Here is a 12573-nt window from a genome sequence, read left to right on the forward strand (position 1 = left end):
GCGTGTACAGTAACTCCCCGTGCAGCCCACCAGGCGGCCTGCGGGTGATGAGATCACCGAGGCTGACGCGGTAGGCTGGGCGAGTAGGTCCGGGTGGCGGAATGGCAGACGCGCTAGCTTGAGGTGCTAGTGCCCGTATAGGGCGTGGGGGTTCAAGTCCCCCCTCGGACACGATCTTTGAACCCACGAACGAAGGCCGTTGACCTGGCTGAACTCAGGTCAGCGGCCTTGATCGTTTCTCGGGCTGTTGCCGCTGTGGGATCACCGTGGGATCACCGGCTGCGAGTCGCGCCGTCCGCACCAGCGGGCGGCGCGATCTTGTCTCCGCCCGCCGCGACGGTTACGGTCCCACTGCTGCGCATATAGGCGCGGTCGGCGGCAGAGCCCGCGACGCCGGGTCGAGGCCGCCTGCTCACGTGGAGGAACGGTGGCAACGATCGAGAAGAGGACCACGAAGGACGGCAAGAACGCCCGATGGCGGGTGAAGTGGCGCGACGGCGGCCGCCGCGACGGCGAGTGGGACGGCGAGACGTTCGACTACCAGGCCGACGCGAAGCGCTTCAAGGCGCTCGTCGACGCCAACGGCAACCACCGGCCGTCGCCGGAGCAGCTGGTCGAGCACGGCTTCGGCCACCTCGCGCCCGCCCCGCCTGCGGCGCCCGTCGACGAGCCGCCGGCGATGACGTTCCGGCAGTACGCCCTGGCGTGGCTGGACACCCTGACGAAGCCGAGCGCCGAGACGAAACGGAAGTACCTGGAGCGGCTGGAGAAGCACGTCTTCCCGACGCTCGGCGACCTGCCGATCGCCGGCATCACCCGGCGGATGCTGCGGGAGTGGCAGACCGGCCTGCTCGCCGCAGGTCTGTCTCGCAAGACGATCGCCAATATTCGCGGCGAGTCGGTGTTCCCGATCTTCCGGGCTTCGTGTCTGCCGGGCGAGGACGAGGAGCCGCCGCTGCGGACGTACAACCCGATGGAAGGACTGGCTCTGCCTGACGGCCCGAAGTTCGAGCGGGACTTCCTGGAGACGCCCGAGCAGGCGTCGATCCTGCTCACTGCGGCGTACGAAGTGGACCCGGAGGCCGCTGACCTGCTGCTGACGAAGCTGGCAAGCGGCCTGCGGTGGGGTGAGGTGGCGGCGCTGCCGCCGGAAGCCGTCCGCAAGCACCTCGGCACCATCGAGATCCGGCAGGTACTCCGCAAGGTCGAACGGCGCTGGGTGGTCGAGCCGAAGCCGAAGACGAAGAACGGCTACCGGCAGGTGCCGCTGCACCCGCTGGTGATGCACGTCGTCAACCACCGGGCTGAGAAGGCCGGCGACTTCGTGTTCTACGCACCCCGCGGCAACCACTGGCGGTACGAGGACTTCTATGACTGGCGGTGGGTGAAGATCCGCATGCTGGCGGAATCGCGCGGGCTGCGCGGGCACATGACGATGCACGGGCTGCGGCACTCGCTGCTGACGCTGCTCGCGACTGAGGGCCTGGAGCTGTCGGCGCTCAAGGGCGTCGCCGGGCACGCCCAGGTGGCGACGACGATGGACGTGTACGTGCACCACACGACGGCGCACCACGAGCCGGTTCGGCGGATCGTCGGCGGCTTCCTGGAGGCTGGCATACGCGCAGGCGAGCAGCAACGCGCAACTAGCGCCGGTCGGACGGCTGAGATCCGTGGCCGCGTTCACCGCTCACCGAAGGGACAGGCGGCGCGGCCAGCCACCGCGCCGAGACAGGGTCGATAGGCGGGCGGGTCTAGCGCATGAGGACGGGGGCGGGAAGCGAGCTAGGGGCTGGCTTCCTGCCCGCTCGCCTCCGATCGAGCCCACGCCTCCATCAGGTTCACGTCTGCTCCTTCGAGCTCCAGAGCGAATTGGCCGTGAGCGGTGGCATCGACGTTCGTGGCGGTTGCTGACCAAGAGACGATCACGTCATCGGTACGGCTAGCTGGGATCAGCACGATATAGCCATCCTCAAGGACCTCCGTCTGCCGAGGACGCAGGTCCAGCGGTTCGATTGTAAGTGTGAAGCTCCCTCCGCGTTCCAGGGTCGTTCTGGATCCGGGCACCTTGAAGGAAGGAGCGCTTGGCAGGTATGTGGACTGCTCCAAGTCCCTAATGATGTTAATCATCCTGTTTGGGGGGACTGTAAGACGAACGGTGTAACTCCTGATCAAGGAGCAGCACCTGATGTCTGATGGATCGATGGCCGCCGTGGATACTGCCGCGGTGGCGAAGAACGGGCCGGGACAACCGGCGGAGGGTCTCGACGGGGAACTCGTCGCCCAGATCGTGGAGCAGGCCCGTGCGGCGGGTCTGCAGCTGACCGGCGACGGCGGTCTGTTGCAGCAGCTCACGAAGCGAGTCCTGGAATCAGCGCTTGAGGGCGAAATCACCGATCACTTGGGCTATGACAAGGGCGAGCCGGCGGGCAGGAACGGCGGGAACTCCCGCAACGGTGTGCGGGCCAAGACGGTGCTCACCGATGTCGGCCCGGTCGAGATTGACGTGCCGCGCGACCGGGATGGGTCGTTCGCGCCGCAGATCGTCCGCAAGCGGCAGCGTCGGTTGTCCGGTGTGGACGACATGGTCATCTCGCTGTCCGCCAAGGGCCTGACCACCGGGGAGATCCAGGCCCACCTCGCCGAGGTCTACGGTGCCGACGTGTCACGGCAGACGATCTCGACGATCACTGACAAGGTTGTCGAGGGCATGACCGAGTGGCAGAACCGGCCTTTGGACCCGGTCTACCCGGTGATCTTCCTGGACGCGGTGCACGTGAAGATCCGTGACGGGAAGGTCGCCAACCGGCCCATCTACCTGGCCCTGGCCGTCACCGTTGACGGCACCCGGGACATCCTCGGGCTGTGGGCCGGTGACGGCGGTGAGGGCGCCAAGTTCTGGCTGCAGGTCCTCACCGAGCTGAAGAACCGCGGTGTCGCGGACGCGTGCATGGTGGTCTGTGACGGACTCAAAGGGCTGCCCGACGCGATCGGCGAGGTGTGGCCCGAAGCGGTGGTGCAGACCTGCGTGATCCATCTGCTGCGTGCCTCGTTCCGGTATGCCGGCCGGCAGCACTGGGACGCCATCGCCAAAGCCCTGCGGCCGGTCTACACCGCGCCCACCGAGCCGGCTGCCAGGGCCCGGTTCGCCGAGTTCACCGAGGCGTGGGGCGGCAAGTATCCGGCGATCGTGCGGCTGTGGGAGCAGGCGTGGGCGGAGTTCGTGCCGTTCCTGGCCTTCGACGCCGAGATCCGCACCGTCGTCTGCTCCACCAACGCCATCGAGAGCGTCAACGCCCGCATCCGCCGCGCCGTCCGCGCCCGCGGCCACTTCCCCAACGAGGCCGCCGCGCTGAAATGCGTCTACCTGGCCGTGATGAGCCTCGACCCCACCGGGCAGGGCCGCCGGCGCTGGACCATCCGCTGGAAGCCAGCCCTCAACGCCTTCGACATCGCCTTCGAAGGACGCCTGTCCGCAGGCCGCAAGTAGCCGTCAACAACCCGAGTTACACCGTTCGTTTGACAGACCCTGTTTGGGCGCGGGCCCCACTTCCGTGGCTGACGGGGAAGTAGGTCTCCAAGGTCCAGGGCGGCGAGATTCTCCTCGAACTCGATCGCATCGGCGTCGCCGGCCACGTGGAGCCTGACCTCCAACTGCCGGTAGTTCCGGGTGGACAGATTGGTTACTGTGAAGGTGGTAGACGGCAGGAGGTAGGCCGCGAGTGAGCGCATGATCTCCGGCCATCGAGCCCGTGTGTCGTCGAGGTACCGCTCGACCTCCCCCTTGTATTCCTCCACGGTGCGGGTCTCTGCATCCATGGCCGCACTGATCTGCCGGCTGGCCAGATCCAGACCCCAGGACTTTGTGTGCCGGACTTCGGTGATGAGCCCGAGCAAGCTCTCGCGTTCCATCTGAATGAAGGTATCGATGTCGGCGCTGGTCCAGGTATAGCGGGAAAGCATGGTGGGGTCTCCCACGCCGACAGCGATGTCTAGTGAGTTGTCGTCGGGCCGGTTGGCGTAGCGGTCAACCAATCGGCGTATGTCCCGATGATCGGCCGGGACCGACCGGGCTCGGCGGCGTACGTAAACCGCACCGTCTCCGATGCTGCCGAACTCCTTACGGTAGGTGTGAGGCGGGTCGCCCCAGGCCGGCGCAGACACCTCGATGATCAAAACCGTCTCACCGTCGTACTGGTCCCAATGTGGCTGCCAAACCGGCCCGTCGGAGCCGAGATAGCTGGTCAGCATCTTGTCCAAGTCGGCGTTGTCGATCTGAACGACGCCGGACACGTTGCCGGGCTCGACGCCGACCACCAGGATTCCGATCCCGCCGACATGGGCTGCGGCCTCGGTCGGATCCCGGTTGGCGAACGCGATAATCGCCTTGGCCACGATCATCGCCATCTGCTCCTTGGACCGCAGGTCCAGCCTTGACTTCCACTCTAGCCACGTCTGCTCGTCGGCAGGCTGAGCGTGGAATATCGCATCCAGCACGGCAGCCCACTCGGTGGGGCGCACAGGTCGTCGGGATGTGTCAATGTTCAGCACCTCACGACCGTACTTCGCAAGACCGGCCAGTCGGTACGTCGCGGCGGTGACTGCAGAACCAGGCTGGGCTTCGGACGGAACACCGTCGCGTCGCTGGTGGCATCGACGTGGAAGTTGCCGACTCGACGCGGCCGATTAGCCAGCTACTCCAGCTACTTTAGACCTTAAATCTGGCATCAGCACGCCCGATTGACAGATAGTCAATAGTGGACGTAACCTTGCACGTTATCTGCTGCGCTTAGCTCCGCGTTTCCCTGGAAGGGATCTATCTGTGACTATCACCGTCGACTCGTCGCGTCTCTCGCTGGTGCGTGAGGAGTCCACTTACCTGGCGATCCGCACCAGTCAGGGTGGCCGGACCGTCTACACGACACGAATCCCGCTCGCGGACCTGTCGGTCATCCTCACCATCCCAGACCCGGCCAAGCCGGACCCGGACAACCGTAAGGTGGATATCAACCATGCCAAGGGTTTCGGTCAGTACCTTGCCGACAACCCCCGTTGGGTGGCCCCGGCCCTTCTCATCCGTGACACTGGCGGCTGCCGCTTCGAGCCCATCAGCGAAGACGGCTCGGTCGGCTACCTCACCGTCCCGTGGTCCATCGGCGGTATCGGACGCCTGATCACGATCGATGGCCAGCACCGCATCCTCGGGGTCCACTTGGAGAAGAAGCGCATCACGGACGAGGTCTCCCGCATCGACCGGGAGATCCACCGCGCCAATGAGGCTAAGAGGGTGAAACTGGAACAGGACCGCGAGGCCCTGATTGGCCGAATGCAGCGACTCAAGGAAGAGTTCGTCGGTATTGACATCTACGTGGAGCCGGACGGCGTAAGCGGCCAGCAGATGTTCGTAGATGTCGCAGACAACGCTAAGGGCATCTCCGGTGCCGTTCGTGCCCGATTTGACACATCACGCATCGCCAACCGTACGCTGAGTGACATCGTCACTCATCCCCTCTTCCTAGGCAAGATCGACATTGAGCGGGACCGGATGACCTTGGCCAACCGCAACTTGATGGGTGCCAAGCATGTCGCCGACATCACGCGTGCCGTGATCGCCGGTCCCGGTGGCCGCGTCAGCAAAAAGGTGGAGTCGCTGACCGACAACGAGGTCATCGAGAGTGTCCGAGGCTTCCTGGATGTCATCTCCATCGCTTTCACCGCGCTCGCGGAGATCACCGAGGAAGACGTGGACAACTACGATCCCTCGCTCTCGGAGAAGAAGAAGAACGAGCCGCCGGCACCCCCCACCAAGGCCATGAAGCTGCGCGAGTCCTCGCTTCTCGGCTCGGTGGGCATGCTTCGCGTTCTGGGCGGCGTTTACCGTAACCTGCGGGAGGACGGGGCCGAAGACGGCGACATCCAGGAGTTCTTCAAGCGACTCGACCGGCACATGGCAGCCCCGGTCACCGAGGACAGCATTTGGCGTACCACGGCCGCTAACGAGGACTTCGAGCCGAACGCATCTGCTCCGATCATGCGTCAGCAGAACGTAGTGCATCTAACCAAGGTGATTACGGACTGGTACAAGAAGGCCCCGGCCGCTATCTGATCCATCAGCAACACAGCGGCCTTCTCCGCATCTCGTGCGGAGAAGGCCGCTGGCGTTCAGCGTTCTGGGGCCCGCGGCCTCGGCTGGTCGATCCCGTCCGCGGCGGTCGGGAATCGTCACCCATTACCTCTCGGACTGTCGGCTGGTGAAGGCCGATAATCCGACAGCTGTGGACGGCGTGAACATCAGCTCTCCACCGGCATCGTTCGGGCCATCGAGCCAAATCGACCGAGTCCGTCCGGCGTCGCAGTTAGCGTAGGCACGATCCGTCGCCCCGCGACGAGCTACTGGCCGCCGCCTTTCCGCGCGGTGACGCCTACAAAACGGTCCCCTCAGCGTGTGTACCTGAGGGCTCCGCTGTCGGGGCGTATCAGCCGCCCTTGGTGCAGGTCAGAACGATCAGGTCGTCCGGCAATAGCTTGGCGCCTGCCTTTGTCGACTGTTTCGTCACCGTCCAGTTCGTCAGTAGCAGCACCACGGTGTCGCGCTCGTCCTGGCTGCCGAACCTGATGTTCGTGAAGCCGAGCTTGCGCAGCTTGTCGTCGGCGATGGCCGCGTTCGTGCCCTTGAGGTTTGGCATGACCAGCTTCGTCGGAGCGGCCGGAGTGGTCGTCGCTGCTGTGGTGACCTCCGGCGCCGTTGTTGTGGGCGGCGGTGTTGGTGCCGGTGGGGCAGCAGACGGGGAGACGGGACTAGCGATCGCCGCCGCCGACGACTTCGGGTTCGCCTGCTGCTGGCTGTTGGCACCGAAAAGCGCAGCGATTCCGGTGATACCGCAGCAGGCGAGCACGAGGGCCCCGACGACGATGCCGATGATGGCGCCGGTGCCGAGCCTGCGCTTTGGCGGTGCCGGAGGCGGGCCGTAGGCGAACTGCTGCGTGGGCGGCGGTCCGGGAGCGGCGGCGGGGTCGTGTGGAAATTCTGAAGTCACGGTGCATTGTCGTGGGCAGCGGCAACGGGCAGCACTGGCCACTCGGCCGCGCCGTTGAGGAACATGGCTTCCAGGGCTGGCGTGTCGCCGACGGTGGATGGCTGGTCGTCGCGTTGCGGCAGCCAGTTGTTTGCCGCGTATGGGCCTACCCGCGAGAGCTGGCTCGCACAATGCGGGGAGGGCCGCCGGTAGCTCCCAGCGAAGAGACAACGCTAAGCAGTTGATCGGCTGTTGGCGGCCATCGGCCGCAGGTAGGTGTAAACCGTCTCGCGGCTGACGCCGAACTCCTTGCCAGTATGGACTTACGCTCGCTGACGGCGGCGCGCTCGCGGAGTTGCTTTGCCTGCTCGGCGGTGAGCGCGGGTTTGCGGTCGGTGTGCATACCGCGCTGCTTGACCGCGGCGATGCCCTCGCGTTGGGGTTCGAGGATGAGGGCGCGTTCGATCTCGGAGAACGCGCCCATGACCGACAGCAGCAGGGTGGCTATCGGCGAGTCATCGCCGGTGAACGTCAGGCTCTCCTTAGCGCACTCGACCCGTACGCCCTTGCCGTTAGGGTGCGCACCAGCCAGCGCAGGTCGTCGAGGTTGCGGGCGAGTCGGTCCACCGAGTGCACGAGTACCGTGTCGCCGTCGCGGACGAACGGGATCACCTCGTCGGGCGCCGGCCGGATGGTGCCATAAGTAGAGACACCAAGAGGTCCGACACCGGTCGCGGCACGATCAAGCTCAGCGGGCTGGATTAGCTATTCAGACACCAGACCGCCGTATGAGCCGAAATCCAAGGCGGTGTTTGCCTCGCCGGCTCCGGTCAGACCAAATCGCCGCATCCGACCAGCGTCGGCGTGTCCTCCGGTCTCTTCTCGTAGCTTGATCAGGTCCCGCAACGCGTCGGTGTTGCCGTGGTCGGCGGCTTGTCGGTACAGGGCCTCGGCGCCGGCGGTATCTCCAGCCTCTTCCCGCAGCCCGGCCAGGAACCGCAGCGCGCCGGTGTTGCCATGGTCGGCGGCCTTGATGGCTAGGGTCTCGGCGCCGGCGGCATCCCCAGCCTCTTCCCGCAGCCCGGCGAGGTGCCACATCGCGTCGGTGTCGCCATGGTCGGCGGCATGTCGGTACAGGGCCTCGGCGCCGGCGCGATCCCCAGCCTCTTCCCGCAGCCCGGCCAGGTGCCACAGCGCGTCGGTGTTGCCATGGTCGGCGGCCTTGATGGCTAGGGTCTCGGCGCCGGCGCGATCCCCAGCCTCTTCCCGCAGCCCGGCCAGGAGCCACAGCGCGCCGGTGTCGCCATGGCCGGCGGCCTTGATGGCTAGGGCCTCCGCGCCGGCCGGATCTCCAGTCTCCTCCCGCAGCCCGGCCTGTAACCGCAACGAGAGGGCGTTGCCATGGTCGGCGGCATGTCGGTACAGGGCCTCGGCGCCGGCGGTATCTCCAGCCCCTTCCCGCAGCCCGGCCAGGTCCCGCAACGCGATGGTCATGCCATGGTCGGCGGCCTTGATGGCTAGGGCCTCGGTGCTAGCGGTATCTCCAGCCTTGTCCCGCAGCTCGGCCAGGTTCTGCAACGCGTGAGTGTCGCCGTGGTCGGCGGCTTGGGTGTACAGCCAGATCACGTGCTGGTAGCGCCCCCGTCGTCCGGCCTCGACCCCGAGGGCGGTCAGCAGCTCGGGTTCGGTGATAGTGGTACTGAACGCCTGCCACAGGGTGTCGGGCGGGTAGATGCCGGCGCGTTCGGTGCGGCCGAGTTGTTCAAGGTAGTCGGCCAGTCGGTAGCACGGCTGGTCGTCCGGTACGGCCGGCGCGTCTGGCGTGGGGTGCTCGCTGCGGGGGCGGATGCGGGTCAGCGGGCCGCGGGCGCCGGTACACGGGGCGGCGGTGTAGGCGAGGGCCTGTTCAAGCCAGTCCTCACCGCAGGTGTCCCAGTCATGGTCGTCGAGGTAGCCAGGCGCAGCCCGCTCTAGCAGGGCATGTGGCAGGGCGAGGGGGTGACCGAGTCGTCGGGCGTCCATCGCCGCCTGAAGGACTGCTCGGGCCGCGGGCGGTGCGGTGCGGTAGCGGTCCTCCAGCGCGGGTGCGCCGGCCAGGTACTGGGTAATCCGACCGTTCTCTGCCCGTTCAACGGCGTACCGAAGCCGGGGATCGACACTGGAACCACGCTGTGCGGCGGCCTCGGTCGGGGTGAACGCGTCGGGCAGGTTCCGTGCGGTGCCAGTCAACAGTTCCCGAGCCTGGGCGTACACGTCGAAAACGCCGCCAGCCGGGCTAGTAGTTAGCGTATTCCAATACTCCTGCCACAGTGTGGCCAGGACCAGCACTGGTCCGCGGCCTGGATCCTGCAGCAGGCTCCGCAGTCCTGCAGCGATACGTTCTGCCAGCTTCGGGTCGGCGGGCATGAGGTAGTGCTGGGCTTCGTTGAGCCACACGACCGTTTCCGGGCCGACCTTCTCCAGCTCGGCCAGCGCTGCTTGTGGGCGGGTCGGGTCGTACGGATGCCACACCCGCCATCGCCCCGGATCTTGACCGTCCAGGTAACGGACCAGCTCCCAGCAGGCTCGGGTTTTACCCGTTGACGATTCGCCCACCAGTGTGACCAGCCGCGACCGGCCACCGGCGAGCAGCTCGTCAACGACCTGTCTTAGCCGGGTGTCGTGAACCCGCGGCACGTACCCCGGCAACAGGTCCAAGCCCGTAGTGGCCACATCGGTGAGCTCGATGGCTCGATGGACTTCGAGCGTCAGGGGATCACACTCGGCGACTGGGCGACCTATCCGGACGGGTGGCTCCACCGGATCGGCGGACGCGGCAGCGATCCACAATTGTCGGACCTGCTCGGCGACCGTCGCCGCCGATTCACGGCCGGCGGCTCGGGCAAGAGCGACTGCAACTGTCGCCGTGTCCTGCTGCGACGCCAGCCCGTCACCGGCGATGATCTTGCCGATCAGGTCCTTCTTCGGCGCACCGGGCAGATCGTCATCGTCGGCGATCTGCCGGACGAGTTCATCCAACCGTGGCCGGTCCGCCTCGACGTACAGCACATACACCGCATCGCGAAGATCCCGCAACGGCCCTGCGGGCAACTCCTTCTTCTCCACCGCTCTGGAACGGCGGATCTCCGGTCGGGACTCGTCGGCACCCATCGCGAAATAAGTTTGCCGTACGCGGGTGATCACGCCCTCGCCGGCACTGCCCGTCGGCACTCATCGGCACCAAGGTGGACCACCGCAGGCAGCGCTGAACCTGGAGTCACAGCCGGCCTGCTCCACAGGTTCCTGCCAGACCGAAGGACGTTCCGATGAGTACCCGAAACAGCGACCGCCCGCAGGGCAACGGAATCCGCGTCGCCCTCGCTGCCCTCACCGGCCTGATCGCCGGCGCCGCCCGCGCAGCCTTCACCTGGCTGTTCAACCACCTCGACTCCTGACTCCGAAGGGGGCAGGACCGGAATCCCTGGCCCCGGGTCCTGCCCGCCTTACCGATACCGCCCGCTGATGCTTGCGGTCAACCCGGGCTCGGACAGCCGCAGCGGCAGGTAGCCGTCGGCGTCGAGCTGGGCGAGTTCGCCGTCGCCGTCGATGGAGTGGGTGCCGTAGAAGCGCCTGAACGCCTGCGGCCGACCGGAATCCCGGTCGGCCGCAGCAGTTCATCTGCACTGCGGGCGGTGCCAAGTTGCTCGGCGTCCACCTCGGCCGACCTTTTTGTGACTATCCGAACCCAGCACGCGAAAGATCACCGAAGGGCTGCGATCCCTCATCACCGGGTCGGATCGATAAGCGCACCCCGCTTACGTAACTTCGAAGAGCCTGATTAGTTGCGATCAAACCAGCCCGAAACGGCCGACCTGATCAGTTGCCACTCCGACAGATGCATTGCTCCCTCGGGAACTCTTCGATACCGTGTCGCCTCGACATGCTGCTATCGCCAACGGAGGTTCGATGTCGCAGCAGAGCCGCGACAGCCGCGCGGAAGAGAAGAGCGGCGATAGGCGCACGAGTGACGCACGGCCCGCGGCGGAAAACGCAACGGAACTCCGAACCAAAAAGATCATCGCCATCCTCGGCGCGTGCACCGCAGTTCTGGGGCTGCTGACCGCCGTGCTCGGCGTGGTAAATGTGCGGGTTAACCAGCAGAAAGACCAGGCTGAGGGGCAGGTTGAGTCACTTTCTGGCGAGGTGTCCAGTCTCTCGGAGCAGACAGCTAAGCTCAAGACCGAGCGAGACACGCTGGTTCTAGACATCGACGGGCTGCGCAAGGAGCGGGATACCCTGAGGCAGGAGCTGGACGAGGCTACCAGCGGGGATGGCGGATCCTCCTCGGACGGCACCCCGCCCAAGTTGATCTACCTGGCCGACGAGCAGATGTTGCGCGGCTCAACGCCCGAAAGGGGTGCCGCCAACGTGGGCGGCGAGACCTACGTGCACAGCATCTCTATTGCGCAGGGCTACGGGCGGTCAGAAGCTAAAGAAGTCTACGTCGAATACGACCTGCGCAGCCCGTACACCAAGTTTACTGCCACCCTTGGACTGTCGGACAAGAACCGGAACGCCAACCGGGTAGTCAAGTTCGAAGTGATCGTGGATCAAGAGGTGATTCGTGAGGTTACCCTCGCCGCTGGCAAGTCCGAACGGGTCGATGTGTCGGTGGCCGACGGGCAACGGCTACGCTTGCAGATGACATTCTTTCGGCCCGCGGACGCTTCCGGCTATGACGACAACGATACGGCGGTCTGGGGCGATGCGGCACTGCGGATCTGACACCGACAACCCGAAGAACTCCTAACTTTGGAGCTCTTCGCCATTAGATGATGGCGCAGGCGAGGCTGAGGAAGGCTTCGTGGATGTCGTCGTGGATCTCCAGTGGATGCGGAGGCACCAGTGAAGCCAGGCGATGGTGCATTCCAGACGTATCGGTGTACGCCGAGGCCGGAGCCGTGGGCGCGCCGCGTCGAGATGATCACTTAAGCGCAGCAAAGGGCCGTGCCTTTTCTTCCGCTGAATCGAGCATCTTCCTAGGACGACCTGGGCGCTGTGAGGTGGTGGGGGTCGGTATCTGACCGGCGCGCCGCGACAGCTGAGTGTGACCCCAGGTCGGAGATCCCCACGTCAGCGGCGCCCCGCCAGAGCCGGGCAGCGCTTGTACGCGGCGGCTAAGTCCTCGTCTGTGAACCGGACCAGCCGGCCGAGGCGCTGGCACGGCACGCGGCCCTTCGACACCCAGCGCCGCAGGGTCGTCTCTGCGATGCGAAGCTTTGCTGCGGCTTCCGCGTAGGTGTAGTCCTGGCTCACCTGCCTGCCCTCCCGCTCTCGACTGCGTGGCCACCATAGAGCATTGCGGCCGTACTGGTCTACTGTGAGATGCGCCAGGACACGATGCGAATCAACCATTTCCAGCCCTCTCGTTTACCGAGATGGTGTACGGCTACTATCGGATACTGCGGGTGCATGGCACGCGCCGCGCGCTGGAAGTGCTGTTGGTGGCACACCGCCGTTCCACGGTGGAGGCCCAGGTTCGAGTCCTGGCCGGCGCTCTCCACGCCCGGCCACAGGGGAA

Annotated in this window: 8 protein-coding genes, 2 tRNA genes and 2 pseudogenes; 7 read left to right on the forward strand and 5 right to left on the reverse strand. The window is 65.8% G+C overall.

Going from position 1 to position 12573, the window contains the following annotated elements; all coding sequences use genetic code 11:
- Window positions 1–87 precede the first annotated feature (87 nt).
- The 3 genes from O7624_RS26215 (at window position 88) to O7624_RS26225 (ending at window position 3487) form a co-directional block, all read left to right on the forward strand.
- Window positions 88–171, forward strand: a tRNA-Leu gene (locus tag O7624_RS26215).
- Window positions 172–427: 256 nt separating this feature from the next.
- A complete protein-coding gene (locus tag O7624_RS26220; protein ID WP_282237639.1) occupies window positions 428–1741 on the forward strand; it encodes a site-specific integrase in 1314 nt (437 codons plus the stop codon).
- Window positions 1742–2185: 444 nt separating this feature from the next.
- A complete protein-coding gene (locus O7624_RS26225) occupies window positions 2186–3487 on the forward strand; it encodes an IS256 family transposase (protein ID WP_282236516.1) in 1302 nt (433 codons plus the stop codon).
- A 578-nt stretch (window positions 3488–4065) separates the two neighbouring features.
- Here O7624_RS26225 and O7624_RS26230 read toward each other — a convergent pair.
- Window positions 4066–4548 (reverse strand): annotated as a pseudogene (locus tag O7624_RS26230) (ATP-binding protein); the annotation flags it as partial.
- Between the two features lie 271 nt (window positions 4549–4819).
- Here O7624_RS26230 and O7624_RS26235 point away from each other — a divergent pair.
- On the forward strand, window positions 4820–6103 hold the full coding sequence (locus O7624_RS26235) for a DNA sulfur modification protein DndB (protein WP_282237640.1): 1284 nt from the start codon (window positions 4820–4822) through the stop codon (window positions 6101–6103).
- 370 nt (window positions 6104–6473) lie between these two features.
- Here O7624_RS26235 and O7624_RS26240 read toward each other — a convergent pair whose 3' ends face one another.
- The 3 genes and pseudogenes from O7624_RS26240 to O7624_RS26250 form a co-directional block, all read right to left on the reverse strand.
- The gene (locus tag O7624_RS26240) at window positions 6474–7076 is read right to left on the reverse strand and encodes a PASTA domain-containing protein (RefSeq protein WP_282237641.1); all 603 of its coding nucleotides are present in this window, start codon (window positions 7074–7076) and stop codon (window positions 6474–6476) included.
- 170 nt (window positions 7077–7246) lie between these two features.
- Window positions 7247–7709 (reverse strand): annotated as a pseudogene (locus tag O7624_RS26245) (recombinase family protein); the annotation flags it as partial.
- A 69-nt stretch (window positions 7710–7778) separates the two neighbouring features.
- Window positions 7779–10223 carry a hypothetical protein gene (locus O7624_RS26250; RefSeq protein WP_282237642.1) on the reverse strand — a complete coding sequence of 815 codons (2445 nt, stop codon included), beginning with the start codon at window positions 10221–10223 and terminating at the stop codon, window positions 7779–7781.
- A 95-nt stretch (window positions 10224–10318) separates the two neighbouring features.
- Here O7624_RS26250 and O7624_RS26255 point away from each other — a divergent pair, with 95 nt between their 5' ends.
- Entirely contained in the window at window positions 10319–10447 is a 129-nt protein-coding gene (locus O7624_RS26255; RefSeq protein WP_282237643.1) for a hypothetical protein, read from the forward strand.
- 511 nt (window positions 10448–10958) lie between these two features.
- Window positions 10959–11777, forward strand: a complete 819-nt coding sequence (locus O7624_RS26260; RefSeq protein WP_282237644.1) for an NPCBM/NEW2 domain-containing protein — start codon at window positions 10959–10961, stop codon at window positions 11775–11777.
- Window positions 11778–12125: 348 nt separating this feature from the next.
- Here O7624_RS26260 and O7624_RS26265 read toward each other — a convergent pair whose 3' ends face one another.
- On the reverse strand, window positions 12126–12308 hold the full coding sequence (locus tag O7624_RS26265; RefSeq protein WP_282237645.1) for a helix-turn-helix domain-containing protein: 183 nt from the start codon (window positions 12306–12308) through the stop codon (window positions 12126–12128).
- A 170-nt stretch (window positions 12309–12478) separates the two neighbouring features.
- On the opposite strand from O7624_RS26265, the gene O7624_RS26270 reads away from it, so the two are divergent.
- Window positions 12479–12550 (forward strand) — tRNA-Gly (locus O7624_RS26270).
- Window positions 12551–12573: the final 23 nt, after the last annotated feature.

Origin of the sequence: Verrucosispora sp. WMMD1129, assembly GCF_029581255.1 — a bacterium.
Taxonomy (GTDB): domain Bacteria; phylum Actinomycetota; class Actinomycetes; order Mycobacteriales; family Micromonosporaceae; genus Micromonospora; species Micromonospora sediminimaris.

What these genes read in the sequence shown, in the direction of transcription:
- O7624_RS26260 (WP_282237644.1), top strand. Translation starts at nt 10,959, where the DNA reads ATGTCGCAGCAGAGCCGCGACAGCCGCGCGGAAGAGAAGAGCGGCGAT.
- O7624_RS26255 (WP_282237643.1), top strand. Translation starts at nt 10,319, where the DNA reads ATGAGTACCCGAAACAGCGACCGCCCGCAGGGCAACGGAATCCGCGTC.
- O7624_RS26225 (WP_282236516.1), top strand. Translation starts at nt 2,186, where the DNA reads ATGTCTGATGGATCGATGGCCGCCGTGGATACTGCCGCGGTGGCGAAG.